At 62.3% G+C, this 26,237-nt stretch carries 24 protein-coding genes and 2 pseudogenes; 15 read left to right on the top strand and 11 right to left on the bottom strand.

Going from position 1 to position 26,237, the window contains the following annotated elements:
* Nucleotides 1-303: 303 nt before the first annotated feature.
* From IVB18_RS25450 to IVB18_RS25440, 3 genes are all read right to left on the bottom strand, one after another.
* Nucleotides 304-507, bottom strand: coding sequence for a CsbD family protein (locus IVB18_RS25450; protein ID WP_247983178.1), 204 nt, complete (start codon nt 505-507; stop codon nt 304-306).
* A 420-nt stretch (nt 508-927) separates the two neighbouring features.
* Complete coding sequence (locus tag IVB18_RS25445; protein WP_247983177.1) at nt 928-1,116, bottom strand: hypothetical protein; 189 nt, start codon at nt 1,114-1,116, stop codon at nt 928-930.
* 1,179 nt (nt 1,117-2,295) lie between these two features.
* A complete protein-coding gene (locus IVB18_RS25440) occupies nt 2,296-3,282 on the bottom strand; it encodes a helix-turn-helix domain-containing protein (RefSeq protein WP_247983176.1) in 987 nt (328 codons plus the stop codon).
* A gap of 429 nt (nt 3,283-3,711) precedes the next feature.
* Between IVB18_RS25440 and IVB18_RS25435 the strand changes: the two are divergent.
* Nucleotides 3,712-4,733 (top strand): annotated as a pseudogene (locus tag IVB18_RS25435) (formylglycine-generating enzyme family protein).
* Nucleotides 4,734-5,101: 368 nt separating this feature from the next.
* The gene (locus tag IVB18_RS25430; protein WP_247983175.1) at nt 5,102-5,290 is read left to right on the top strand and encodes a hypothetical protein; all 189 of its coding nucleotides are present in this window, start codon (nt 5,102-5,104) and stop codon (nt 5,288-5,290) included.
* 36 nt (nt 5,291-5,326) lie between these two features.
* Here IVB18_RS25430 and IVB18_RS25425 read toward each other — a convergent pair whose 3' ends face one another.
* Entirely contained in the window at nt 5,327-5,554 is a 228-nt protein-coding gene (locus IVB18_RS25425; protein WP_247983174.1) for a hypothetical protein, read from the bottom strand.
* Between the two features lie 267 nt (nt 5,555-5,821).
* On the opposite strand from IVB18_RS25425, the gene IVB18_RS25420 reads away from it, so the two are divergent.
* Complete coding sequence (locus IVB18_RS25420) at nt 5,822-6,139, top strand: DUF1476 domain-containing protein (RefSeq protein WP_247983173.1); 318 nt, start codon at nt 5,822-5,824, stop codon at nt 6,137-6,139.
* A 13-nt stretch (nt 6,140-6,152) separates the two neighbouring features.
* Here the strand turns inward: IVB18_RS25420 and IVB18_RS25415 are convergent.
* A pseudogene (locus tag IVB18_RS25415) lies at nt 6,153-6,656 on the bottom strand (TIGR00645 family protein).
* Between the two features lie 208 nt (nt 6,657-6,864).
* Between IVB18_RS25415 and IVB18_RS25410 the strand changes: the two are divergent.
* On the top strand, nt 6,865-7,101 hold the full coding sequence (locus IVB18_RS25410; RefSeq protein WP_247991730.1) for a hypothetical protein: 237 nt from the start codon (nt 6,865-6,867) through the stop codon (nt 7,099-7,101).
* Nucleotides 7,102-7,133: 32 nt separating this feature from the next.
* Here the strand turns inward: IVB18_RS25410 and IVB18_RS51675 are convergent, their stop codons facing one another.
* Nucleotides 7,134-7,262 carry a hypothetical protein gene (locus tag IVB18_RS51675; protein WP_256476331.1) on the bottom strand — a complete coding sequence of 43 codons (129 nt, stop codon included), beginning with the start codon at nt 7,260-7,262 and terminating at the stop codon, nt 7,134-7,136.
* 814 nt (nt 7,263-8,076) lie between these two features.
* On the opposite strand from IVB18_RS51675, the gene IVB18_RS25405 reads away from it, so the two are divergent.
* Nucleotides 8,077-9,012: a septal ring lytic transglycosylase RlpA family protein gene (locus IVB18_RS25405; RefSeq protein WP_247983172.1), complete on the top strand. Its 936-nt coding sequence runs from the start codon at nt 8,077-8,079 to the stop codon at nt 9,010-9,012.
* A 334-nt stretch (nt 9,013-9,346) separates the two neighbouring features.
* Here IVB18_RS25405 and IVB18_RS25400 read toward each other — a convergent pair whose 3' ends face one another.
* Nucleotides 9,347-10,303 carry an alpha/beta hydrolase gene (locus IVB18_RS25400; RefSeq protein ID WP_247983171.1) on the bottom strand — a complete coding sequence of 319 codons (957 nt, stop codon included), beginning with the start codon at nt 10,301-10,303 and terminating at the stop codon, nt 9,347-9,349.
* Between the two features lie 153 nt (nt 10,304-10,456).
* On the opposite strand from IVB18_RS25400, the gene IVB18_RS25395 reads away from it, so the two are divergent.
* From IVB18_RS25395 to IVB18_RS25355, 9 genes are all read left to right on the top strand, one after another.
* Nucleotides 10,457-11,719, top strand: a complete 1,263-nt coding sequence (locus IVB18_RS25395) for a D-alanyl-D-alanine carboxypeptidase family protein (RefSeq protein WP_247983170.1) — start codon at nt 10,457-10,459, stop codon at nt 11,717-11,719.
* Between the two features lie 2 nt (nt 11,720-11,721).
* Nucleotides 11,722-12,408 carry a dTMP kinase gene (gene tmk, locus IVB18_RS25390; protein ID WP_247983169.1) on the top strand — a complete coding sequence of 229 codons (687 nt, stop codon included), beginning with the start codon at nt 11,722-11,724 and terminating at the stop codon, nt 12,406-12,408.
* A complete protein-coding gene (locus IVB18_RS25385; protein WP_247983168.1) occupies nt 12,405-13,451 on the top strand; it encodes a DNA polymerase III subunit delta' in 1,047 nt (348 codons plus the stop codon). Before tmk ends, IVB18_RS25385 begins: the two co-directional genes overlap by 4 nt.
* 47 nt (nt 13,452-13,498) lie before the next feature.
* A complete protein-coding gene (gene metG / locus IVB18_RS25380; RefSeq protein WP_247983167.1) occupies nt 13,499-15,451 on the top strand; it encodes a methionine--tRNA ligase in 1,953 nt (650 codons plus the stop codon).
* Between the two features lie 12 nt (nt 15,452-15,463).
* On the top strand, nt 15,464-16,240 hold the full coding sequence (locus IVB18_RS25375; protein WP_247983166.1) for a TatD family hydrolase: 777 nt from the start codon (nt 15,464-15,466) through the stop codon (nt 16,238-16,240).
* A gap of 13 nt (nt 16,241-16,253) precedes the next feature.
* Nucleotides 16,254-17,051 carry an MBL fold metallo-hydrolase gene (locus IVB18_RS25370; RefSeq protein ID WP_247983165.1) on the top strand — a complete coding sequence of 266 codons (798 nt, stop codon included), beginning with the start codon at nt 16,254-16,256 and terminating at the stop codon, nt 17,049-17,051.
* 206 nt (nt 17,052-17,257) lie between these two features.
* Nucleotides 17,258-17,809, top strand: a complete 552-nt coding sequence (locus IVB18_RS25365; RefSeq protein ID WP_247983164.1) for a TRAP transporter small permease — start codon at nt 17,258-17,260, stop codon at nt 17,807-17,809.
* Between the two features lie 2 nt (nt 17,810-17,811).
* Complete coding sequence (locus IVB18_RS25360; RefSeq protein ID WP_247983163.1) at nt 17,812-19,125, top strand: TRAP transporter large permease subunit; 1,314 nt, start codon at nt 17,812-17,814, stop codon at nt 19,123-19,125.
* A 39-nt stretch (nt 19,126-19,164) separates the two neighbouring features.
* Nucleotides 19,165-20,142 carry a TRAP transporter substrate-binding protein gene (locus IVB18_RS25355; RefSeq protein ID WP_247983162.1) on the top strand — a complete coding sequence of 326 codons (978 nt, stop codon included), beginning with the start codon at nt 19,165-19,167 and terminating at the stop codon, nt 20,140-20,142.
* An 81-nt stretch (nt 20,143-20,223) separates the two neighbouring features.
* Here IVB18_RS25355 and IVB18_RS25350 read toward each other — a convergent pair whose 3' ends face one another.
* Together IVB18_RS25350 and IVB18_RS25345 are read right to left on the bottom strand one after the other, a co-directional pair.
* A complete protein-coding gene (locus tag IVB18_RS25350) occupies nt 20,224-21,591 on the bottom strand; it encodes an autotransporter outer membrane beta-barrel domain-containing protein (RefSeq protein WP_247983161.1) in 1,368 nt (455 codons plus the stop codon).
* A gap of 303 nt (nt 21,592-21,894) precedes the next feature.
* A complete protein-coding gene (locus IVB18_RS25345; protein WP_247983160.1) occupies nt 21,895-22,800 on the bottom strand; it encodes an AraC family transcriptional regulator in 906 nt (301 codons plus the stop codon).
* A gap of 407 nt (nt 22,801-23,207) precedes the next feature.
* Between IVB18_RS25345 and IVB18_RS25340 the strand changes: the two genes are divergently transcribed.
* Nucleotides 23,208-23,498, top strand: a complete 291-nt coding sequence (locus IVB18_RS25340) for a hypothetical protein (protein WP_247983159.1) — start codon at nt 23,208-23,210, stop codon at nt 23,496-23,498.
* Between the two features lie 121 nt (nt 23,499-23,619).
* Here the strand turns inward: IVB18_RS25340 and IVB18_RS25335 are convergent, their stop codons facing one another.
* Nucleotides 23,620-25,101, bottom strand: a complete 1,482-nt coding sequence (locus IVB18_RS25335; protein WP_247983158.1) for an NCS1 family nucleobase:cation symporter-1 — start codon at nt 25,099-25,101, stop codon at nt 23,620-23,622.
* A gap of 327 nt (nt 25,102-25,428) precedes the next feature.
* Nucleotides 25,429-26,163: a TetR/AcrR family transcriptional regulator gene (locus IVB18_RS25330; protein WP_247983157.1), complete on the bottom strand. Its 735-nt coding sequence runs from the start codon at nt 26,161-26,163 to the stop codon at nt 25,429-25,431.
* Between the last annotated feature and the right edge of the window lie 74 nt (nt 26,164-26,237).

Raw genomic sequence — 26,237 nt, 5'->3', positions numbered from 1 at the left:
TTGACAAGAACGGCAATGCGAGCTGGGTCTTCCAATTCAAATCGCCCGTAATCGGCAAAGAGAGGTTCATGGGCCTCGGTCCCCTCCGGGACATCGGGTTGGCGGAGGCGCGGGAGGCGGCCAGTGCTGCGCGCGCTCTGGTGCGCAATATGTCGATCCGATCGAACATTGCATCAGTGAGCGGGCCAAGGTTTTCGGAGCGTGTCCCTGACGTGGCGTAATCGGACAACTCCTAGCCGGTTCTCGGTCTTCGAACGACGCGAGAAAAAAAGCCCGCGCGGGGGACCAGCGGGCTTTCAGGGTCTACCACTTCTGACGACCAAACCAGTCGTTGAGTTCTTTTCTGGCTTGATCCTTTTGGTAGCCGTAGCGCTGCTGGAGCTTTCCTTCAAGCTGGTCTTGCTTTCCGTCGATGGCGTCTAAGTCATCGTCTGTCAGCTTGCCCCACTGCTCCTTCACTTTGCCCTTTACCTGCTTCCAGTTCCCTTCGATGCGGTTCCAATCCATAGCCTTCTCCTCCGGTTGGGAGGACAATCTAACGCGTCAGCACAAGCAGAGTTCGAACGTGAAGCCGATTGTGTCACACTGCACGGACGACCTCGTCGGCCAAGGTAACGCCGACGAGATTAGGAAACGGCCAAGCTCTCGGGGGAACGTCAGGAGCGATCTCGGAATGGCTGTCGCCGAGAGACTCGCTCGGCCTCCGACGTGAGCTCGGCAAAGTGCTCAGCAAGTTTCGCGAACAGCTCCCGCTTTTTCAGGTCCGCCGCCTCGTTTCCCCACCAAGCACTGAACTTTGTAGGCAGAGGCGGGTAATGGCTTTCCTAGCACCGCTTCGATTTCTGAGAATGTGAACCGAACCGTTTGGCCGCCGCACGCTCTCCAGAGTCCTTCGTAGTGGATCGTAAACGGACATAACGCTCCTCGTCACGTTGGTACGTCGACACGACTTATGGAGGTGTTAAAATCGCGCGCGGCAAGCTCGAGCTCGAGATCGGTAATACGTTCAAAGGTACGCGCAGCGATTTTCTCTGACTCTTCGGCACTTAGCGACCGGATGCCTCGCAGAGCGAGCTCGTCTCTGAGAACCTTCGCCACAATGAATTTGATAGCCATTGGATCTATAATCCTAAACCATGATCCAATCGCAACCAGAGGGCGAGCGCAAGGGCCTTCAGTTGTTCGGTCTAGCTCTCCAGCCGTATTCCTGATGCGCAATCGTTGCGGTGATATCGACGTCGTTGCCGGCCGACAGGCGCCAGGCTGCCACCCCAAAGCACAAGGTCAGGGTCAAGGCGAGAGCAAGCAGAAGCATAGAGACGAAATGGCTCACGCGCGTGTATACCCGCAAATTCTGAAATTGGCAGCGAGAGCGAGCAACAGAGGCGCGATTCGAAAAATGCAGACGATCTGACCTACTGGCCGTTTTCCCCATCCTTATACGGGGCCAAAAGCGCTCACGATCCCGACCGTGATTGGGACGAGCGCAACGACTGTCCACAAAGCGGGCGAGCTGGAGGACAGGCCAATGACTAGTATCACGATACCCATAGCCACGAGCGCCGCTGAGATGGCGTAGGCGACTGCTTTTTCCATCTGTCGATCCACAAACAACAAAGGATCGATTGCGCAAGCAGGATTCGGGGCGGACCGAAACGTTCCTATGCTGAAGGTACCGCGGAGTTTTTGCCGAGATGCAGGTAGCTGGGTAAAACCGCCTGATCGCTCATGCCGACCGAAGCGAAGGCTGTTGTCGATTTGCTGTGTACCCGGAGAAAAACTTCAGTGTGCTGCCGCATGAGGTCACCCACGGCGCCGGCACGATCCAATCCCTGGCGTTCAACCTATTGCAGACCGTGCGGCTCTCACTCCGAGAAATAGCGAAGTACGCCAAATACGGACCGATGTCATGAAGCGGCGCCGTAGGCCGGAGGCTGTGGCCCTGACGTTCCGGCCTCCCAAGAGTCTGAGCGCAGCATCCGCACGATGTCGACGAGCTCGCGCGCATGGAGCGCATCTGCCTGGATCTGGCGGAGGAGAGCAGGTTGCCCGGCGAGGCCGCCGCACTGCGCGAGATGGCCGCAAACTACGGTCGCGAGCCCGCAAAACGCGCCGTGGCTGGGACCGTGGATTGCTCGCGATGCGTCCGGAAAAACGAAGCCAATACAGCAAGGTTGACAGGATACCCCTTCCGCCAGAGAATCGTTCTGTTTCGAAATTGTCGTAGATTCAGAGAGTTGCGCGGGGTCTGGATTTTGCGGTTTATTAGTGTCCCGACAAGCGCGCCAATAGACGCTAGGCCGTAGCGGCTCCGCCTTCGGGATCCCGCGACGGAGGCCCTCCCAACGTTCGCGACGGATGTTCTCCGAACATCGCGAAATAGTATTGTGAGAAGCGGCCGGGCTCGTAGAAGCCTTGCTGCATGGCTACTGAGGCCACCGTCGTCGAACCAGGCATGCTGTCGCGCAGAATCGAATGGATCGTGCACAGGCGCTTGTGCCGCAGGAAAGTGACGGGCCCCAGGCCGAACACCTCCTGAAAGGCCCGATGCAGCGTGCGTCGCGATACTCCGAGCCCGGCGCAGATCTCGGATACGTGCACCGGGCGCGTGCCGGCCTCGTCCAGAAAATCCTCGACCCTGTGGATGAGCCGCCTTGCGGAGGGAAGCCAGCCTGTGTCGTCGGGTGGCAGCGACGACATCACATTGGCGGCCATGCATTCGACGATCGAACGTCTCCAGAAATCGGCAGTCGATGGCGTCAGGCCCTGCCTGTGCGGGCGCAGATGAGACATGATCCGGACCAGCCGGCGCGAGGCGGCCGCGCCGGTCGCACCATCTGCCTGGAAATGGCCGCGGCTGCGCCACGTGTCTGGATCGCTCAGCCTGGCTTCCCCGCCGAACAGCGACGCCACCTCGTCGAGATCGAAGCGCATGGCGGCGTAAGCCGATGCGCCGTGAAACACTCCGTCATGCTCGAGCAGCGGCGGAATCACGAGCACGTCGTTGAGCTGCATGTCGAACGACCAATGGGTGACACGCTGCTCGGCCGCCAGCAGCATCCCGACGATCAGCTTGTCATCGCTGGAGACGCGCTGCGTACGCATGCCGACGCTGAAACTGCCGATGCTGAGCGAGAAATCGCCGATGCCGATATGGGACAAGCTGCCGCGCAGTCGCCCGCGTCCGAGCTGCATGACGTCGACGTGAGAGCCGTGAACGGCCCGGTGAAGGCCCTCGAAACCATCAAGCTTCTGCGAATCGACCAGAAGAAAATGTCCCATGATCGTACTCTCTTACTGAAGCGCGACAATTCTGCGGCAGGCAGCAACAAAACACCACCACAACGCGAAGTGGGTGCGATAAACGGACTTCGCGTTTTGAGACAAATCATCACTGAATTCGCCGCGATAGATTCGCCGCTCAACGCTCTGGCTTGAGGGATTTGCGACATGGGTCATTAAGCCTCACTGGTCGCTTTGACGAACTGGCACAAACTGCACATCACAGTCATCCAATCTTCGGATACCATTTGCAACCTAAGCGATATTCGCGAGATGTTGACGCAATACGACATCTGCATCTCCAGCCTTCAGCGCCAAGAGGAGGGGACCAGACAATGTGTCCAGCGCATAGGGCGATCTGCCGCAATCGACGTCTGCTGATTTCCGCAGCGTAGCACCAGGTGGGATGCGCGTATCGGAGTCTCCACCATGCTGCGGGCCGATGTGGATCACTGCGAATGGTTGCCGGATGACGTGAAGACCGGCGAGTTGATCTTCATTCCCGGCGGGACCTTCCGTATGGGATCTGATCATCATTATCCCGAGGAGGCGCCGAGCCATCGCGTCTCCGTCGACGATTTCTGGATTGACCGCACATCCGTCACCAACAGGCAGTTCAAGCAGTTCGTCAACGCCACCGGCCACGTCACCGAGGCGCAGATCGTTCCCGATCCCAGAGATTATCCCGGCGCGCTCAAGGAAATGCTCTGCGCCGGCTCGCTGGTGTTCTCGCCGCTGCCGCGCATCACCGATCTCACCGACTGGAGCCAGTGGTGGAGCTTCATGCGCGGCGCCAACTGGCGCCATCCCCTCATGGGCCCGGCAGCAACATCAGGGGTCTCGACGATCATCCCGTGGTCCACGTCTCCTATAGCGACGCGAACGCCTATGCGCGCTGGGCCGGCAAAAATCTGCCGACCGAGGCGGAGTGGGAGTTTGCCGCGCGCGGTGGTCTGGACGGCGAGGAGTTCGCCTGGGGCGATGCGCTGACGCCCGGCGGCAAGCACATGGCCAACCTCTGGCAGGGAAACTTCCCTGTCCAGAATCTCGGCGAGGATGGGTTCGAGCGTACCTCGCCGGTCATGGCCTTCCCGCCGAACGGCTATGGCCTCTACGACATGATCGGCAATGTCTGGGAGTGGACCTCGGACTGGTGGTCGGCGCGGCACACCATGGAGGCGGCGAAGCCGTGCTGCATTCCGAACAATCCGCGTGGTGGCCGCGAGGACGCAAGTTATGACCCCTGTCAGCCGAGCATCAGGATCCCGCGAAAAGTCCTGAAGGGCGGCTCGCATCTCTGCGCGCCGAACTATTGCCGCCGCTATCGTCCGGCCGCGCGGCACGCGGAGCCGGTCGATACCTCGGCCAGCCATGTCGGCTTCCGCTGCGTGATGCGCGAACCATTGCCGCTCGTGGCGAACAGGAAGGACGCGCCGACGTCGGAGTATTAGTTGAGGGGCGAGTTGGAGATGGCAAGAACCGGTCGCGGGCCTCATCGAAGCGACAGCGTGTCCTTGCGGCCCGTCTTCCCGGCGCAGCGAATCTTTGATCGATGTCGTCTGCCTGCTGTCGATCTCAGGATCGTCCGCCCCACAAGCGGCGCACCCGTGACATTTTCGACGGATTTTCCGAAGTTACTAGGATGCCCCTGTTTTGCCCGACAGGTCAAACGGCATCGTCACACGCGTAAGTCATTGATCCCGCAGGTCCCGGTTACTTTGCATGGGTTGTTTTCCACTTTTTGGTGCCGCGCTGGATCCAAATGCACGTTCGGGTGTATCGTGCGGAACTTATCGGTTGCGGCCTGCGTTAGGTACGCATGAGTGAAGACCTTTCCTTCCGACGCAAACCCCTGACACCCGAGCAGCGCCAGGCGCGCGATGCGACACGCCGGATCGAGGCGGAAAAGGCCATGCGCGACCATGAGGAGGCGCAGAAGGCGTTTTACGCCAATCGCGAGCGGTTGAGAGCCGAACGGTTGGCGCGCGAAGCGCGCGGCACGGGCTGATCGGTCAGGCAGCCGCCTCCAGCCGGCAGCCGCGGACTAGTGCCAACTCGCCACGCGAGTGGCAGTCAAGGCGAGCTTGAGCGCCTGCACCGCGCCGGCAAAGGCGCCCCGTGGCGGCGATTGCGCTTCGATTGCTTCAGCCGCGACGCGGCAATCGTCGGCCACTTTCAACAGGCCGGTTCGCGCAAGGTCCATGGTGGAGAGCGCAGCCTGCTCCAGGCAGAGGCGCTCAAGCCGTCGAAATTCCCGCAGCTCTCTGTTCATGCATCGGCCTCGATATCCCCAAGGCCATGCGACCGTGAGTCCGCTTAACAAACAGTAAACAAGCCCGCTTAATCGTTGAGGCTGGTCCGGACCTGACGTTCGCTATCGGCCCGCGACGGGGCTCGCCCGGCGCAGGTCGTATCACACGCAGGCTTGACGGCGTCAGCCTTCCGCCGGAAGCTTCAAATGATCCTCAATTGACGAGAACCACGGAGACGTTCGCTCCCAGCCAGTCCAATTCCCATCGAAGACACATTGGAGCTGACCATGACCACGTTCGACAAGCGCGAGCAGGGCTTTGAAGCCAAATTCGCCCACGACGAGGAGCTCATATTCAAGGCCACGGCCCGATCCAACAAGCTGCTCGGGCTCTGGGCCGCAGGCCAGCTCGGGCTCAGCGGCGATGCCGCGGCGGGCTATGCGACGGCGCTGGTGACGGACTCTCTGGAGAGCCAGACGATCGACAATATCCTGGGCAGGGTTGCAGGCGATCTTGCCGGCAAGGGCGTATCGCGTGAGCAGGTCGCGCGGAAGCTCCAGGAGTGCCTGCACCAGGCCCTTCAGCAGCTCGAGGCAAACAAGTAGGACGGCTGCCTTCTTATTCGGCGTGCTTGCGCATACCGGATTCGCTGAGCTTGTCGATGAATGCGATGCCGATCGCCGAGACCACGAAGGTGAGGTGGATCAGGACCTGCCACATCACGCCCTACTCGGTAAAGCCGGCGCGGCCCGAACCGAGATTGCCGGCCTCGATGAAGGTGCGCAGCAGCGCAATTGAAGAGATGCCGATGATCGCCATTGCGAGCTTGATCTTCAAGACGCTCGCATTGACGTGGCCGAGCCATTCCGGCTCGTCGGGATGGCCCCGGAGATCGAGCCGGGAGACGAAGGTCTCGTAGCCGCCGACGATGACCGTGACGAGCAAATTGGAGATCATCACGACATCGATCAGCGCCAGCACGCTCATCATGATCTGCTGCACGGTGAGGTCGATCGCGTGCCAGGAGAAGGTGCCAATGTTCCTTGAGGAACAGCACGATGTAGACGCATTGCGCCGCGTGGGCGGGCGGAGTTCGGTCCTGGTTTCAGGCTCAACCGACATTCAGGCAGCATCGTCGCATCGAGATGACCTCGCTTTCGTGTAACCTGACAAGATGGCTGCCGGAAGATGTGACGCTGCCTATCGCCGTCTGCGGATGGCCGGTGCTGTCGTGGCCAACGAGCGCCGCACGATGGCGCGGATCAGGAGGCCGGCAGTGTCTTGCAGCAGTCCTGGCAGATGGCTCCGCAAGGCCGCACTCGGCGCGGTCATGGTCTTTGGCGCAGGCATGGCGGAGGTATCGGCGCTGCCGCTGACGCCGTTTCGCGACGAGGCACAGGCGCGGCGATATTGCCCTGGCGACAAGGTGGTGTGGCTGGATTTCAGGAAGGGCGTCTACTACGCCAAGGGTCAGAAGCGCTATGGCCAGGGCTTCGACGGCAGCTTCGTCTGCCTGAATGAAGCCCGCGACAGTCTTTATCGCCGCTCGCTGCTGGGCTTGCGCTGAACGGCGTGTGATCGGAGCTTGGAAAGGTCTCGCTATTTCTGGTCCGGCAGCTTCATCGGTACGTGCGGGGAGGTGCTGATGACCCGGGGACTTCCATCCGGATAGGTGCGTCCGCCACGGATCAGCGATTCCAGGACCAGGAAAAATTTCTCGGCAAGCATGTGAGTCACCCTCGTTGGTGATGGCCTCTTGAAATGAGTCGAGGCGCCGACGCGGAAATTCAATCAACTGAACGGGAGCAGGGCAATCCCGGACAAACACACGCCTGTTGCGTCGCGGTATGGCTGCGGTCTGAAAGTGGGAAAGTGTCGTCGGTGCTCAGCCGAAGGCCAGTGCCACGAGGCTGGAGCAGAGCAGAACCAGGCCGCCGGCAGTCAATGCCAGAAAGCCATCGGATACGAGGTCATGGTTGCGCATGGGACACCTGCCACTCTCGTCTTCGATGCTCGATCGGATCGATTAAAATTGTCCGAACGCGCCGTCTTGAAAGGAGGTGATGCAATGTTGTTCGCGCGAGTGCCTCAAGCCCTCGTGCGGTAACCTTCAAACGCATGGGCCAGGAAGATCCCCGCGCTTACCAGACCCATCAGTGCCGAAACCGTCTCGATCATCGTAAATTTCCATTCCGCCCCTGCACGCGAGAAAACGCGTGCGGCCTTGCACAGTCAAAAGAATTCCAGTGAAAGTCGCGACAATGGGGTTGGAGTGATGCTTCGGCGCAACAGCCTGTCCAGCGGTGGCACAGAGAATGCCGCCGCGACCTGCCCGCGCTCCGCAGATCAATGGGGAAGGACGAACGTCCTGTTTACCATCCCGGCTCGAACGCCGCACAGACCCCATTTCCGCCGTGTTCCGGTTGCGATATCGTGTGCGCATCTGAAGCGGTGGTGGGCCGCGTCGGGCAAAGGACCGGAAGGCGCTCCTCGCTGACAAGGCGGGTTGGGCACGTCTCCGGCGAAATGGTATTTGGGGCGAATGGGGATCCGAAGGTCAGATTCGGTTTTGCGGGCCGCGCGTGGTGTTGCAGCGGCCGCGACATGCCTTGTGCTCGCCAATTGTGCCTCGTCGGGCAAGTTCGCCAGCCGCGTCGATCCGAAATATGGCGTGTCCTCGAGCCCCCGGGTCGTGGCCCTGGGTGATCCGGTCCCGAAGGGCGGCGGCACCTACCGCATCGGCAAGCCCTATATGGTGGCGGGCCGGACCTATGTGCCCGAGGAGGACGTCAACTACCGTGCCGAGGGCATGGCGTCCTGGTACGGCGACGATTTCCACGGCCGCCTGACCGCCAATGGCGAAGTGTTCGACATGGGTTCGCTGACGGCGGCGCATCCGACCCTGCCGATGCCGTCCTATGCGCGGGTGACCAATGTCTCGAACGGCAAGTCGCTGATCGTCCGCGTCAATGACCGCGGCCCCTATCACGGCAACCGGCTCATCGACGTTTCGAACAAAGCCGCCGAACTCCTTGAATTCAAAGGCAATGGCGTCGCCAAGGTCCGCGTTGAATATGTCGGCCGGGCGCCCCTCGAAGGCTCCGACGACCGCCAGCTGATGGCGACCTTACGCACCGGCGTTCCGGCGCCGACCCCCTCCATGGTTCGCGTCGCCTCGGCCAGACCGTTCGTGCCGGAGCTCACGTCCCCGGGACGGGGAGCAATCCGCGGCGAAGTTCCGATGCCGGAGGGGCGGCCCTACAGTCTCGGCAACACCTCAGCCGATGTCGCCTCGATCAACGCGACCTCGGAAATGTCGGCCTCGAGCCGCAGCCGAGGCCGGGCGCTCCAGAACACGCGCGCCGTGTCCTATGACGAGGATGGCCGCTACGCGGCCGAGGGCGCTCCATCCTCCGCCTATGTCTCCGACGGCGCCGCCGAGGCCCGCGGCATCCTGAGCGGCCGCGGCCTCTACTAAGCACAAACGACTTTCAGCCGGCGGCGTCGCGTCGCCGGCGTGACTGGTCAGAACGGCACGCGGGCACGTCCGCTGCAACAGCTCGATTGAAGTTGGCCTAGGTAGCTGCAGCAATCCGGCCGCGCGCCGATTCTAGCTGCGGCAAGGATTTGTCGAGATCGAACCGGCGGGCGCCGCGCACGTCGCGATGAAAATGAATGTTGTCGCCTAACGGTTGATCTGGAAAGTGTGTAGCCGCTTTCCGTCGCGACAAACGCCGAGCGCGTTTGCGCGCAAATCATGCTCAAGCAAAAATCTAAAGCGCGACGACGATTCATCCCAATCTCATCGCGCTTTAGCGCGCGGCAGCCTCGCGCAAGAACCTGATCAGTGCATCGTTCACCTCGTCGGCCCGCTCCTGCTGCACCCAATGGCCGGCGCCCTCGATGATCAGCTTCCGCGTAAGGTTGGACAGCACGCGCTCGAGCTCGTTGACGCGCTTGGCGCCGATCAGGCCGGTGATGACGGCGTCTCTCGAACCGGCAATGAACAACGAAGGCTGGTGGATCTGCGCATCCTGCCAAGGCGCCGTCAGCTCCCAATTGCGGTCGATGTTGCGATACCAGTTCAACCCGCCGCGAAAGCCAGACTTGCGGAAGGTTTCGGTGAAATAGGCCAAATCGGTCTCGCTCAGCCAGTCCGGCAGCGGCTCATCAGAGGTCGCATGGCCGAGAAAGCCCTTGCCCTCCTGCACGAACATGGCGGCGCTCGGATCGGCGAGCCCGCGTCCGCCGAGTACGATGCGCATGGTGCGGGCGACGTCACGCTCGAGCTCGGCTTCGGCGACACCGGGCGTCTGGAAATACTGCCAATAGAAGTTGGTGACGCCACCCTGGCGCAGCAGGTCGAGCGGCTTGCCGCGGGCGCGGAACGGCGGCGGCACGCTCAGGCCCGCGACCGCTGTGAAGACATCGGGGCGGAACAACGCCGCATGCCAGGCCACCGGCGCGCCCCAGTCGTGGCCGACCACCACCGCCTTGGTCTCGCCGAGCGCCTGCACCAGGCCGACGATATCGCCGACCGTATCGAAGATCGAATAAGCGCTCACATCAGACGGCGCTGCACTCCGGCCATAGCCGCGCATGTCCGGTGCTACGACGTGAAAGCCGGCGTCCGCGAGCGCCGGGATCTGGTGGCGCCAGGAATAGGACAATTCCGGCCAGCCATGACACAGCACGACCAGCGGTCCCTGGCCGGCTTCGCGAATGAAGAGGTCGATCCCGTTGGCCTTGATCACGCGGGTGGAAGACATCGCTTTTCCGCCTTGTTTCAGGGGTTTGGTCGAGAAACATGAGGTGTCACGATAGGGGCGCGACGAGAATCGTGCAATCTCACGGACAAGCGGTCAACCTCGTGTTGTTCGCACCGGTTCCAACTGTTAAAACGCCGCTCTCAGGGCTTGGCCATGGCAATTCGTCTTTTTTCGCTCCGTCGCACCCGGCTGACTGCCGGAGCACTGGCGCGCGGGCTGATCGCGGCGGTTCTGGTGGCGAGCGTCGGCTGGGGCGGGGCGCTTTATGCCGCCAACCAGAGCGTCCAGGGCGCCAAGAAAGCGGAAGATGCCGGCTTTGACGGCGATGCCCCCACCGCGATCCTGATCGAGGCCTCCAGCGGCAGCGTGCTGTTCGAGAAGAACGCCGACGAGCTCCGGGCGCCCTCCAGCATGATGAAGCTGATGACCGCGGAAGTCGTCTTCAACGCGATCAAGAAGGGCGACATCAAGCCGACCGACGAGTACCGGATCAGCGAGAACGCCTGGCGCAAGGGCGGGGCGCCCTCGGGCGGCTCGACCATGTTCGCCGCCATCAACAGCAAGGTCTCTGTCGACGATCTCCTGCATGGCGCGATCATCCAGAGCGGCAACGACGCCTGCATTGCGCTTGCCGAAGGCATCGCCGGCAACGAGCGGATCTTTGCCGCCGATTTCATGACCAAGCGCGCCCGCGAGCTCGGCCTGACCAAGTCGACCTTCGGCAACTCCAACGGCTTGCCCGACCCCGGCAACAAGATGACGGTGCGCGAGCTCGGTATCCTCGCCCGGCACATCATCCTGGACTTCCCCGAATTCTACAAACTGTTCGGCGAGAAGGAATTCACCTGGAACAAGATCCGCCAGCCCAACCGCAATCCGCTGCTCAATGCGCTCGAAGGCGCCGACGGCCTCAAGACCGGCTTTACCAAGGAGGGCGGCTACGGCATGGTCGGCTCGGCTGTGCAGAACGGCACGCGGCTGATCGTCGTCGTCAACGGTCTGGAAGATCCCGAGGACCGTGCTACCGAAGCCAAGAAGATGCTGGAATGGGGCTTTCGCAATTTCGAGACCCGCGCCCTGATCGCCGCCGACCAGCCCGTCGGTTACGCCAAAGTCTTTGGCGGCGAGAGCCGGTCGGTGAAACTCGTGGCCAAGACGCCCGTGAAGGTGATGGTGCACAAGAACGGCAGCGACAAGCTGATCGCTCGCGTCGTCTATAGCGGCCCGGTGCGCGCGCCGATCGAGGCCGGCCAGAAGGTAGGCGTGGTGCGTGTCTGGCGCAGCGGCAATATCGCGGTGGAGACGCCGGTCTATGCGGCTGAAGCGATCGGCACCGGCTCGACCGTGCGCCGTGCAATCGATGGCGCCAGCGAGCTTGTGATCGGCATGTTCCGCGCAGGCGCCGAGAAGCTCTGATCATGAGTGAGCGCGCGGTACAGCGGCCGTCCGGGCGCGGACGCTTCATCACCTTTGAAGGCGGCGAAGGGACGGGCAAGTCGACCCAGATCAAGAAGCTCGCCGACCGGCTCAATGCGGCGAAGCTCCGCACCCTCGTCACGCGCGAGCCGGGCGGCTCCCCGGGCGCCGAGATCATGCGCCATCTCGTGCTCTCCGGCATGGGCAAGCTGCTCGGCCCCGATGCCGAGACGCTGCTGTTTGCCGCTGCGCGCGACGACCATGTCCGCACAGTGATCGAACCTGCGCTCAATCAGGGTACGTGGGTGCTATGTGACCGTTTCGCCGATTCGACGCGCGCCTATCAGGGCAGCCTCGGCAGCGTGCCGGCAGCTCTCATCAATGCGATGCAGCGGGTCACGATCGGCGATCTCAAGCCGGATCTCACCATCATCCTCGATCTGCCGGTCGAGATCGGCTTGCAGCGCGCCGCCGCACGGCGCGGCAGCGGCACGCCTGATAGGTTCGAGGGCGAGAACCTCAAGTTCCATCAGGGACTGCGCGATGCCTATCGCACGATCGCTGCGGACGATCCCGCGCGCTGCGTGCTGATCGACGCCAATTCCGATCCCGACACGGTCGCCGGGCGGGTCTGGACGGCGCTGTGCGAGCGCCTCCTTCCCACGCCGGCATCGGTGGTTTCAGCATGAGCCCGCGGCAGGCCGAGCGCGAAACCGCCATTCCGCATCCGCGCGAGACGAGCCGGCTGTTCGGACATCGCGAGGCCGAGACGGCGCTGCTCGCGGCCTATCGCAGCGGGCGCATCCCGCACGCCTGGTTGATCGGAGGGCCGCAGGGGATCGGCAAGGCGACGTTGGCCTATCGGATGGCGCGCTTCGTGCTCGCCCACGGGCAACCGTTGGCGCCAACCGTGCAACGCGCCGAAAACCTCGCGATCGATCCGAACGACGCCGCGGCGCGGCAGGTTGCGGTTAGTTCGCATGGCGGCCTATTGACGCTGGAGCGCACCGCCAACGATCGCGGCGTGATGCGCACCGTGATCACGGTGGACGAGACGCGCGAAACGATCTCGTTCTTCGGCTCGACCGCGGCAGCCGAAGGCTGGCGCGTCTGCATCGTCGACACCGTCGACGAGCTCAATCCGAATGCGGCGAACGCGCTTCTCAAGATCCTCGAGGAACCGCCGCAGCAATCGCTTTTCCTGCTGGTGAGCCACGCGCCGGCGCGCGCGCTCGCCACAATTCAGTCACGCTGCCGCAAGCTGCGCCTGCGCCCGCTCGCGACCGACGATGTGATCGGCGCAGCAGCCGCAACCGCGGACCTCGATCCGAACGATCCGGCGCTACGCGAGGCCGCGGAGGCCTCCGAGGGCAGCGTTGCGCGGGCGCTGACGCTGCTTGGCGGCGACGCCCTGAAACTCCAGCAGCGGACGGCGGCGCTGCTGGCACGCCTGCCGCAGGTCGATCCGCGCGAGTTGCACACGCTCGGCGAGTCGCTCGGCACCAGCGACCGCGTCGCACTCGCGGCCTTCATCGACGGCATCGACCGCTGGATCGCGGAGCGTCTGCATGCCGACGAGGCCAATGCCAACCAGAACCTGCCGCGCCTTGCGCGCCTTGCGGAGGTATGGGAAAAGATCGTCCGCGCCGCGCGCGACACCGAAACCTACAATCTGGAGCGCAAGCCCTTGGTTTTCTCGGTGTTCGGCTGGCTGGCGGACGCAACGCGCTAGGCGCAGGTTCGTTTCCAAATTTTAAGAAGCCGATAAAGGAATTCGTGGTGGCAACGCGAGCTGAGAAAACTGTCAAACGCAAGAGCGGCAAGAAGGCCGCTACGAAAGCCACGAAGAAGGTCGCCAAGGCGCGCGCCCGCAAAGCTGCGAAAAAGACCAAGAAGGCGGCCGCCAAAACGCGCGTAAAAAAGAGCGCAGCGAAGACGGCAAAAGAGGCTGGCAGGAAGGCTGCAAAGAAGCAGGTCGCCGCAAAGAGGGTCGTGAAGAAAACGGTTGCCAAAAAGGTTGCCGGGAAGCCAGCAAGGGCACCGGCGAAGAAGGTGGCCAAGAAGGCGAAGGTGACCGCTCCGGTGGCGCCGGCTCCCGTCGCTCCACCCAAGGCAGCGAAACCGAAGGCGCCGCGCGCGCTGAAGGCGGTCGTCGCGCCGAAAGCCGCGACGCCCGTTGCAACGCCTGCACGCGAAAACGTCTTCTACATCACGACCGCGATCGCCTATCCCAATGGCCATCCGCATATCGGGCACGCCTACGAGGCGATCGCGACCGACGTGCTGGCGCGTTTTGCGCGGCTCGACGGCAAGGACGTGTTCTTCCTGACCGGCACCGACGAGCACGGTCTGAAGATGATCCAGACCGCGCAGAACGAAAGCCTGACCCCGTCCGCGCTCGCCACCCGCAATGCCGGCCGTTTCAAGGAAATGGACGAGCGGCTGAACGTCTCGTTCGACCGCTTCATCCGCACCACTGAAGAGCAGCACCATCGCTCCAGCCAGGAGATCTGGCGGCGCATGGCCGCCAACGGCGACATCTATGCCGACACCTATGCCGGCTGGTACTCGGTGCGCGACGAAGCCTATTACGCCGAGGATGAGACGCGCGTAAACGACGACGGGGTGCGGCTTGGGCCGCAGGGTACGCCGGTCGAGTGGGTCGAGGAGAAGAGCTATTTCTTCCGCCTGTCGTCCTACCAGGACAAGCTCCTGAAGCTCTACGAAGACCATCCTGAATTCATCGGCCCGGACTCGCGCAAGAACGAGGTCGTGAGCTTCGTACGAGGCGGCCTGCGCGATCTCTCGATCTCGCGCACCACCTTCGACTGGGGCGTCAAGGTGCCCGGCGACGAAGAGCACGTGATGTATGTGTGGGTCGACGCGCTCACCAACTACATCACCGGCGTCGGCTTCCCCGACGAGGGTGACAAGAACTGGCGCTACTGGCCGGCGGACGTGCACGTCATCGGCAAGGACATCATCCGCTTCCACGCGGTCTACTGGCCGGCGTTCCTGATGTCGGCGGGCATCCCGTTGCCAAAGCGGGTCTATGCCCACGGCTTCCTGTTCAGCAGGGGCGAGAAGATGTCGAAGTCGGTCGGTAACGTCGTCGACCCCTTCAACCTCGCCGACCAGTACGGCGTCGATCAGATGCGCTATTTCTTCCTGCGCGAGGTGCCGTTCGGCCAGGACGGTAACTACAACCACGAAGCCATCGTCGCGCGCATCAATGCCGATCTCGCCAACGATCTCGGCAACCTCGCGCAACGTTCGCTGTCGATGATCGCAAAACAGCTCGGCGGCGTGCTGCCGGAGCCCGGCGAGTTCAGCGACAACGACAAGGCGATCCTGTCACAAGCTGACGGCATGCTCGCGGTGTCTCGCCAGGCAATGGCGACGCAGCAGATCCACCACTGGCTCAACGCTGTGTGGGCCGTGGTGGCGGAAGCCAACCGCTACTTTGCGGGCGAGGCGCCCTGGGCGCTGGCCAAGACCGATCCTGTCAGGCAGAAGACGGTGCTCTATGTCACCGCCGAAGTCGTGCGCCAGATCGCGATCCTGGCCCGGCCGGCGATGCCAACCGCCTCGGCATTGCTGCTCGACAGCCTCGGTATCGCCGAAGCAGAGCGCAACTTTGCAGCGCTCGGCGGCGCCAAGCGTATTGCGCCCGGTTCGACGCTGCCGGCGCCGACGCCGGCTTTCCCGCGCTACATCGAACCGGCGGCGTAAGGCGTTCGCGAGATGTTGGTCGACAGCCACTGCCATCTGGATTTTCCAGATTTCGCGGAAGATCTCGACGGGATCGTGTCGCGTGCGCGTGCGGCCGGAATCGGCCGCATGGTCACGATCTCGACCCGGGTGCGACGGCTGAAGGACCTGCTCGCCATCGCCGAGCGCTATGACGACGTCTACTGCTCGGTCGGCACCCATCCGCACAACGCGGACGAGGAGGACGGCATCTCGCCGGACGAGCTGATCGCGCTGACGCGGCATCCCAAGGTCGTCGCGCTCGGCGAAGCCGGGCTCGACTATTTCTACGACAACGGCGCGCCGGAGGCGCAGGCGAGGGGCTTTCGCGCCCACATCGCGGCGGCACGCGCGACCGACCTGCCGCTCGTGATCCACACCCGCGAGGCCGACGAGGATTGCGGCCGCATCCTGGAAGAGGAGGCGGCAAAGGGATCGTTTCGCGCCGTGCTGCATTGTTACACGGGCGGGCGCGAGCTGGCGCTGAAGGCGGTGTCGCTGGGGCTGTATATCGGCTTCACGGGCATTCTGACCTTCAAGAAGTCGGAGGCCCTGCGCGCGCTCGCAGCCGAACTGCCGTCCGATCGTATTGTGGTTGAAACAGACTCCCCCTATCTTGCGCCCGGCAAGTTCCGGGGCAAACGCAACGAGCCGGCCTATGTTGTCGAGGTCGCAAAGGTGCTCGCCGAAACGCGCGGCGTGTCCTTTGAGGAGATCTCACGCCAGACCAGCGAAAACTTCTTCCGCCTGTTCTCCAAGGTGAAAGCTTGAATCTGGGAGCCGCATGACACTGACGCTGACGATCCTGGGCTGCGGCTCCTCCGCCGGCGTGCCGCGCCCGGCGCTCGGCTGGGGTGCCTGCGATCCCAACAATTCCAAAAACCGCCGCCGCCGCTGCTCGCTGCTGGTCGAGCAGACATCAAGTCACGGCACCACGCGCATCGTGATCGACACCTCGCCCGATCTGCGCGAGCAGTTGCTCTCCACCGACGTCGATCACATCGACGCGGTGTTCCTGACGCATGAGCATGCCGACCAGACCCACGGCATGGACGATTTACGCTCGGTCGTGCTCCACATGCGCAAGCGCATTCCGGTCTATTTCAACCTGTCGACCGCGAAGGACATCATGGCGCGGTTCTCTTATTGCTTCATCGCGCCGGAGGGCAGCGACTATCCGCCGATCCTCACCCGGCATTCGATCGAGGCAGGCGAGAGCCAGACCATCCTGGCGAAGGGCGGCGCGGTGACGCTGACCGCCTTCCTGGTGCAGCACGGCCAGATTCCGGCGCTCGGCTACCGCATCGGCAACGCGGCCTATACGCCCGACCTCAACGACATCCCGCGCGAGAGCTGGGGCGCGCTGGAAAATCTCGATCTCTGGATCGTCGACGGCTTGCGCTACACCGGCCATTCCAGCCATTTCAGCATCAACGACGCGCTGTCCTGGATCGAACGCTTCAAGCCCAAGCGCGCCGTCATCACCAACATGACCGCCGACGTCGATTACGAGGTGATCCGGCAGTCGCTGCCCGCCGGCGTGGTGCCGGCTTATGACGGCATGCAGTTGGAGACGCACTGAACGTCTCCAACGGGAATTTTGCCGAAGGTCGGCATGCTCCTTGCTTTCGCGAGCCCCATCGTGTTGGTCTAACGTCTCAAAGACGGACGTTGGATGGTGGCGATAATCAAGCAAAACCTGCGATAATCGCCGGGTTCGATTGAGCCGCAAAGCGAGAGGATGGGACCGCGTTGGCAGGGCACCGCAACGATGTAACGGCGGTTGGATTGGTCCGACGCGCTCTGGACTTGCTCTATCTTGCTGCGGGCTACGCGGCCGGCGTCTTCCTGGTCGCGATCTTCGCGATCATGATGATCATGTCGATCGGGCGGCAATTTGCCCTCAATATTCCTGCCGGCGATGATTTCGCATCGTGGTGCATGGCCGCGATGGCTTTTCTCGGCCTCGCCCACACCTTCAAGCGCGGCGAGATGATCCGCGTCGGTCTCTTGCTGGAACGTTTGCACGGGCGGAAGAAACAGGTCGCGGAGATCGTCGCGCTCGGGATTGCCACGATCTTCATTCTCTACTTCACGCGGCATGCGGTGCAGATGGCTTATGACTCATGGCGCTTCAACGACGTGGCGCAGGGCGTGGTCGCGCTTCCGCTCTGGATTCCGCAGCTCGGTTTTGCCGCCGGTCTCGTGATCCTCTCGATCGCCCTCATCGACGAACTGGTCAATGTCGTCAGCGGAAACCGGCCGAGCTACGAGAAGGGCTCGCCGGACGAGACGCCGGATGAATTCATCGAGCGCATCTCGCAGGGCGGCGGAGGTTGACGATGGCCAATCTCGGCATGATCGAACTGTCGTTCATTCTGCTCGGCGTCATGATCCTGTTCCTGGCGAGCGGTGTCTGGATCGCAGTTTCGCTGGGGCTGGTCGGTTTCGTGGCGATGGCGCTGACCACGAGCCTGCCACTCGGCACGGTGCTTGCGACAACCACCTGGAGCGCGAGCGCGTCCTGGACTTTGGCCGCATTGCCGCTGTTTATCTGGATGGGAGAAATTCTCTTCCGCACCAAATTATCGGAGGAAATGTTCCGCGGTCTTTCGCCCTGGGTTCAATGGCTGCCGGGACGCCTGACGCATGTCAACGTGATCGGCTGCGGTATCTTTGCAGCGGTGTCGGGTTCTTCGGCTGCGACCTGTGCGACCATCGGCAAGATTGCGTTGCCGGAGCTCGACAAGCGCGGCTATGACAAGGGCCTCAGCCTTGGCTCGCTGGCAGGCTCCGGCACCCTCGGCCTGTTGATTCCGCCGTCGATTCCGATGGTCGTGTACGCGGTCACGGCGAACGTTTCCGTGCTTCAGGTGTTCCTCGGCGGTTTCCTGCCGGGAGTGCTCGTGATGGTGCTCTATTCCGGCTACATCGTCATCTGGTCGCTGCTCAATCCCAAAAAGATTCCGCCGCGCGATCCTCCGATACCGTTCCGGCAGAAGCTGCGCGAGTCGGCGCGGCTCGCTCCCTGCCTGCTCCTGATCCTCGCCGTCTTCCTCTCGCTCGTGCTCGGCTTTGCGACCGCAACCGAATGCGCCGCCTGGGGCGTTGCCGGCGCGTTGTTGCTGGCGTGGTGGAGCGGCACGCTCACGCGCAAGAATTTTTTCGAGAGCATCATGAGCGCGACGCGCCTGACCTGCATGATCATGCTGATCCTGGCAGGTGCGGCCTACACCACGGCGGCAATGGCTTATACCGGCATCCCGGCCGCGCTTGCCACCTGGGTCCAGGGCCAGGAGCTGACACCCGGCATGCTCGCGCTCTATCTGAGCATCATGTACATCATTCTCGGATGCCTGATCGACGGCATCTCGATGATCGTGCTGACCGCCGTTATCGTGCTGCCCATGGTCAGGCAGGCCGGGCTCGACCTCGTCTGGTTCGGAGTCTACCTCATCATTCACGTTGAGATGGCGCAGATCACGCCGCCGGTTGGCTTCAACCTGTTCGTGCTGCAGAACATGAGCGGTCGTGATACCTTCACCGTCGCACGGGCGGCGTTCCCGTTCTTCGTCCTGCTGCTCGCCGCGGTGTTTATCATCACGGAATATCCGCAGATCGTGCTGTTTCTGCCCAAGCTCGCTTTTCCCGACTGATCGCGCCAGACTTTCAATTTGACCATGAGGAGAAGTCCGATGAAGTCTCGTTTCGTCCGTGCAGGCCTGATTGCCGGCGCCATGCTGGCCGCCACACCGGCCTTGGCCCAGACCAAATGGAATCTGCCGGCGGCATACCCGGCCGACAATCCGCACTCGGAGAATCTGGTCGCCTTCGCCAAGGATGTCGAAGCCGCCACCTCGGGAAAGCTCCTGATCACCGTCCATCCCGGCGCCTCGCTGTTCAAGGCGCCCGACATCAAGCGCGCGGTGATGACCGGACAGACGCAGATGGGTGAAGTGCTGCTGTCGATCCACGAGAACGAGGATCCGGTGTTCGGGATCGACGTCGTGCCGTTCCTTGCGACGAGCTTCCCGGAGGCGATGAAGCTGTATCAGGCCTCCAAGCCCGCGATCGCAAAGAAGCTCGACGCGCAGGGCGTGAAACTCCTGTTCGCCGTGCCGTGGGCGCCGCAGGGCGTCTATGTCAACAAGCCGCTCGCCACGATCGAAGACATGAAGGGCTTGAAATGGCGCGCCTACAATGTCGGGACCGCGCGCATCGGCGAATTGGTTGGTGCCCAGGCGGTGACGATCCAGGCCGCCGAGCTGCCGCAGGCGCTTGCGACCGGCGTGGTGAATTCCTTCATGTCATCGGGCGGCACGGGCTACGATTCAAAGGCCTGGGAGTCCTTGAAATACTTCTATGACGTGCAGGCCTGGATTCCGAAGGACTACACCTTCGTCAACAAGGCCGCCTTTGAGGCGCTCGACAAGCCGACCCAGGAGGCCATCCTCAAGGCCGCCGCAACCGCGGAAACGCGCGGCTGGAAGGCCTGGGAAGAGAAGGCCAATTGGTACATCGATCAGCTCAAGGCCAAGGGCATGACGGTCGAGCCGCCGAGCCCGGCGCTGAAGGCTGGCTTCCAGAAGCTTGGTCAGCAGCTCACCGTCGACTGGCTCAAGAAGGCCGGTGCCGACGGCCAGTCATTGATTGACGCCTACAAGAAGATGTGAGGGCGGGGATAACTTCCGCTCGCTCTCGCGACGTGAGCGGAAGGTCTCTTCCGTACCCGCGCCATTGATCACCAGACAAGATCACCAGGCGTAGCGCAGCACGGCCTTGCCGGTGTAGGAGCGCATCTGGCTCGACACTTCGCTGTCGAAATTCGCCGCGGCGGACCAGCCGTTCAGGGCGCGCAGCTCGAACGAAGCGCCTGTCAGCGCTGCGTTCGGCGCCAATGCCGTACCGCCGACGATAAATCCTCGACCGGGCAGGGACTGGAACGCCGCCGGGATCGATTGCCCCGCGCTGAAATCATGCGCCCAGGCGAGCCGCCCGCGCAGGGTCGTCACGCAGCTCAACAGGGCAAAGGACGCGCTCGTGCGCAGGCCGAGCTCGGTACGGCTGTCGGTGAAGCTGTCGCCGCCGGGTGCGGCCGAAAACGCATCGGCCGCGTAGGCCCGCTGCGGCGCATTTGAGGGCAGGCGGAAGGTGGTGATCTGCGCGGCCGCATAGGGCGCGAGGCCGAGCCAGGGCGTCGCAAACCGATAGCCGCTCTCGATACGGCCGGCATAGGCGTTGGCGTTGACGGCGGCATTGAGTTGGTCCGTGCCGGCCGGCGTCACCTGATGATCGTTGGTGATGGCCTGCCAGCCATAGGCTAGCGCGGTCGCGACATAGGCCGATCCGACCGTATGCCTGACCAAGGCGCCTGCCTGGAATAGATCGGAGCGGCCGCTCGAAAAATTATTGGCAAAGCCGGTGCCGCCGCCCGCGAGAGCAAAGCCCAAGCGTGTCTGCGGCGAGAGCGAATAGTCGGCGCCGACCACCGTGCTAAAGCTCCGGCTGGCTGAACCAGTGCCGCCGGTCGAGACCTGCGAACCGCCGAAGCCGGCTGCCCAGACGTTCCAGTGCGGGGCCGCGAGCGAGGGCTTGCCGTAGATCGCCTCGTAGGCCTCACGGCCCATTCCGCCATGCGTGCGGTCGTTGCCCAGGGAGACATAGGCGGCGAGTTCTGCGTCGTATTCGGCAGGGCCGATGCCGCGGCCGTCGATGGCGGGATCGAGCAGGGTTTGCGTGAACTGCGTCATCGCGAGGAACGTGACCTGCGCCGTCTCGGTCTGCGAGATACCGTCGGAGCCGCCGCCAAAGGCCTGCCGGATGCCGCCAAACCTTGCCCCGCTTGCGAATCCCTGCGGATCGGCGTTCCAGCCGTAAGTCGGCTGCATGCCGGCACCGCCGCCATTGCCGGACCAGGGCCCGGCTAAACCTGCTGCCTGCGGGCCGCCGAGCATTGTCGGGCCGCCAAAATTGTTGAAGCCGTAGTCGGGCGCATTTGGGCCGCCGGGCCCGAAATTCTGTACCCCCGCAAACGCGCCGAACTCGCGTATGACCTGCGCGCGTGCCGCGTTCGGCAGCAGCAGTCCGGACGTCAATAGCAGCAGCGCCAGACGCGCACGCACGTCCCTGCTCACGACACCAGTCGCATGAAGCGCCCCAACCGCGCCGGCCGCCGGCCGCGCAGCCTGCGCGGCGAATCATCGGGAATCAGCGAATCCGGTAAGCGGAAAGGTAAATGCGTCTCTGACGATTTCCAATCTTTTCCGGTCGTGTCGCGATGTCGTCAAACATGCACGATCGGTTTCAGAACGAATCGCGGCGGCATGAGGAAGCACGGCGTCCATCCGCGTTCGGGAAACCGGCTTGCTGGCAGGGCAGGCGAGTTCGCGCCGCCGCTCGGCTCCTTGACCGTGATCGCCGGGGGATCAGCCTTTGCGAGCCAATCGCCAGCGTCCGGGAGTGGCGCCCGCCGCCGCCGAGAATGCTCTGGTAAAGTGGCTCTGATCCGAGAAGCCGCATTTGATCGCGATTTCCGTGAGCGACAACGTCGAGTCCACCAACAAGGCTTTACTTTGCTCGATGCGTTGATTCACCAACCATCGGTGCGGCGGTGCCCCCGTGCTGATCCTGAAAGCGCGGGCAAAGTGGGCAGCGGACAAGCCGCATTCGCTGGCGATCCGTGCCAACGAGATTTCGCCATTGAGATTCGCACGCATTAGTGCCTTCGCTGTCCGAAGTTGCCATGGCGCCAATCCGCTGCGGTAAGAACGATTGCGAGGTCGGCCAATCGCGTATTGCCGGAGAAAGTGAGTATTGAGCGCCATCGCGACATGGCCCACGAACAGTTCGTTCGCCTCATGAGGTCTTTCCAGTATCGGCAGAAGGCAACCGCCCAGATGAGCCACGATGGGATCGCGAAAGTTCGCATCTGCGACAACGTCATATTGAACGCGACCGACATCAAGCTCGTTCGCCAGCTCACTTAACGCGCTGTGCGGCAGATACAGATAGAGAAAGTCGAACGGATCGTGGAAGTGAACGATCGTTTCGCATCGCAGATCGTAGATGCTCGTCTCGTCCTTCAAGGCGCCCTTGGGGGCGTGACGGCCATCCACCCATGTTTCAGCTCTCTGATGCCGCAGCCGAAGGCAAAGCGCGAAGGCCTCGTCGGGAGGTGATGGCAACGTCGGATCGCCGACCGGACCGGAATATGCCATCCGCACCGCGGCAAACGTTCCCTTCTGTAGCGACTTGACGAGGCCCGAGTTCGGCTCCCGGATCATTGGAAAGAGATTCGCAAGCCGATCGCCGTAGAGGCCATCATCGGTCATGATGTGCGCCCAATGCACGACCAAAGACGATTGGCCCTGTTTGCGTTCCGTCTTATTGCCGTTGCTACGTTTCCTTGCAGGCTCGTTTTGATCAATCGTGGCTCAGGACGTTCAAGCGCCACCGGTCGCGCGCCCTTAGATTTCGGCAACACTTCAATTGTCACGTCGGTTGCCTCCGGAGCATTGATGTACTTCACAACGATCAAACCGCACGTCATGTCGGCGTCGGCGCAGACCAATCTGACTTTTTGGATGATCTCGTTCGCGCTGCCCGCTCTCGGTTCGCGGCACTGCTGGACAGACTTACGGAATTGCAAGCCAGGCCGTCGCCGCGGACCCCGAGCGAGCGTTTCCATGACAGCAATCCGGGCAGTTGTGCACACGGGCTTGCCGGCGCGACAGAGGATATGATCGCGATCGTCTCGGTGTTGGATCGGATGGCCGGCGAGCTTCTGCTGGAATCGAAGGAATTGTGGGCGTCCATCGGATATGTCTCCGGTAACGTCCACAAGATCACCTTTGGACGATGGCGATTGCTGGGTAGCCGGAAGCGGGACGATCTGTTCGCCGTCGCGGTCGACGAGAAGCTCAGGCGGATGCCGCGCTTGGTGATCTCGCTGCTGGAGGTAGCCACCATATTGGAGGGAGCGGTTGCAGACTTGCAACCAGCAAAGACCGGTGAGGGGGCTCGCCGGTAGCAGCGTCTCCGGCGAACACCGCGACGCCGCACCGGGCTTGCGTGCGCGTTCGACCGAACGCGCACGCTCAGAGCGTTGCGGGAGCGCCGCCCACATGGCGGTCGACCCGCAACTTCGGAGGTCATTCGCCCGCTGCGACGACGATGGAAACTGGCCTTTGCTCCTTCGAGAGGGCTCGGTAGATCAATCCACCAACGCTGGCACCTATGAGCCATCCCCAGTCGCCGACATTGAAGATCAGTCCGTAGGCACCCAACAGGGACAATCCGATGGACAGGGTGCCGGATAGGGCGAGCGCGATCAGCGCCCTGTGATTCCAGCCCCCGTCGTAGTTGAATGCGCCGCTCGACGACATCGTGTAGAGGTCCTCGACCATCACAATCTGCTTTTTCACGAGATAGTAGTCGGCGATCATGATGCCGAACATCGGTCCGAGCGTTGAGCCGAAGACGCTGACAAACAGCGTGATGGCCGATGGGCTCGCTACGAACAGCCACGGACAGACCAGAACTGACAGGATGGACGTGATGAGGCCGCCCATCCTGAAATTGATGCGCTCCGGATTGAGGTTCGAGATATCGTAGGCGGGCGAGACGAAGTTGGCGACGATGTTGATGCCCATCGTCGCGACGATGAACGTAATCGAGCCGACGATGACCACGATCGGATTGCCGATTTTCTCGACGATCAGAACCGGATCCATGATCGCCTCCCCGAAAACCTTCAGCGTACCGGCTGTCACGATCACCGTAATGATTGAAAATACCAGGAAGTTGACGGGCAGGCCGAGCAGATTGCCCATCCTCATGGCGTCCTCGTCCTTGGCGAACCGGGCGAAGTCGCCGAAGTTGAGCAGGAGGGCCGAGAAGTAGGCGACGATCAGCATCGCGGCATTGGCCATCACTCCAATCGTTGCCGCGTTCGAAGCCGCGGGCGGACTGAGCTGAAGCGATAGGCTCGAAAAGCCGCTCTGCCACAGCATCCAGATCGCGAGGGCGAGCATGACGACGTAAACCACCGGCCCGCAGAAATCGATGAAGCGGCGGATGCGCTCCATGCCGCTTAGGAAGATGATAAGCTGGAACAGCCACATGAACAGAAAGCTGAACCAGGCCAGGGTGGACAGGCCGATGATGCTGTTATGTGTCAGATCGGCGGCCGAAGGAACCAAGGTGACGACGAGGACCTGAACCGCCTTCGAGGCCAAGTAGGTCTGCACGCCGTACCAGACGATGCCGACGACGCCGCGCACCATAGCGGCGAGATTGGCGCCCATAACGCCGAACGACACGCGCGCCATGACCGGGAAAGGGATGCCGTAGCGCTGGGACGGGCGGCCGATGAGGTTCATCAGGAAGTAGACCGCCGTGATGCCGACCGCCATCGAGATGAGAACCTGCCATCCGGTCAAGCCGAGAAAAAAGAGGCTTGCGGCGAACGTATAGCCGCCGACGGAGTGGACGTCCGACATCCACATCGCAAACAGGCTGAATACACCCCAGGTTCGTCCCTCGGGCGCGGTCGGAGCAAGGTCGTGGTTATAGAGCTTGGGATGGGCGCCTGTGATGATCAGCGTGGGAACGTCGCCGCTCTTGGATGACATGTCCTCTACCTCGAATGTTGCTGGCGCAGGAACAACTGCCTCGTTGAAAACCGCAGCCCCTGCTGTTGATGTCCCGCACCGTGCCGGACGCTCGGATCGAAGCAAGTGACATGCCACTCCTATAACGATCGATAAAATAGTTTAACGATCGATAAAAGTTTTTTACAAACAAGAATTTGCGATTTGGCATGGGTGCTGGGGCAATTGTCGCGCCACAACCAGGGATCGAAATCGCGGAATGAGCGACGATCGCCCGCGCTAGGTGTGAAGTGGGCTGGGTGGGGTGAAAGCCGTTTCGCGTCCAAAAACGGCCGACCGAACAATCGGCTAGGTACCGAGCCTGGCCTTCGTCCGCTTCACGGGAGCCGCCCGGTCCGCCGATCTGTCGTGGCCCTGAAGGCCGAGTCCGCCGAGGACGAGCTGGACGATCGTCGCCTTCGCCGCCGCGTAGTCAGCTTCTTCGAGCTGTCTCTTGCGCTTCATGATGATCATCTGACTCGAATAATCGGCATAGGCCTGGGTCATCGCCCAGATGCAGAAGAAAAGATCGACGGTGCTGATTGGGCGAATGGCCCCGCTCGCAGCCCAATGGTCCAGCGTTTTGACTTTGTCGAGCAGCAACGGGGTCGAGACCTTCTCGATGAAGCTGCCGATGAATTGCGCGCCGCTGATGATTTCATTGGCATAGATGCGTGACAGATGAGGGTGGTCTCGTGAAAAATCGATCTTTTTGTGAATGTAGCGAACGAGGATGGTCTCGACCTCGGACGTCATATCGAGACTGTCCATGTCTCGTGCCCACATGTTCATCGCGCGTTCGAGCACCGCGCGATACAGATCCTCCTTGTCCTCGAAATAGTAGTAGATGTGGGGTTTTGCGATCGACGCTTTCTTGGCGATCAGTGCCGTCGTCGCTCCACGAAACCCGAAATGCCCAAAGACGAACTCCGCCGCATCGAGGATTTTTCCTTCGATGTCAGGGCCCGGCGCCGCCTTGCGGCCGCCTTTTGGCGCGCGGCGGATGCGAAAAAGCTTGACCTTGTCGGCGGACGTGGCAGCCATAGGGCCTCAATGAGAAGCTTTGCCTTCGCGCGCAAAGGCTGAGCGGGATGCTCCGGTCCGCCGGAATGATATCG

Origin of the sequence: Bradyrhizobium sp. 186, assembly GCF_023101685.1 — a bacterium.
Classification (GTDB): domain Bacteria; phylum Pseudomonadota; class Alphaproteobacteria; order Rhizobiales; family Xanthobacteraceae; genus Bradyrhizobium.
Note: the sequence above shows the minus strand (reverse complement) of the source record. Positions and strands in the feature narration are given on the sequence as shown.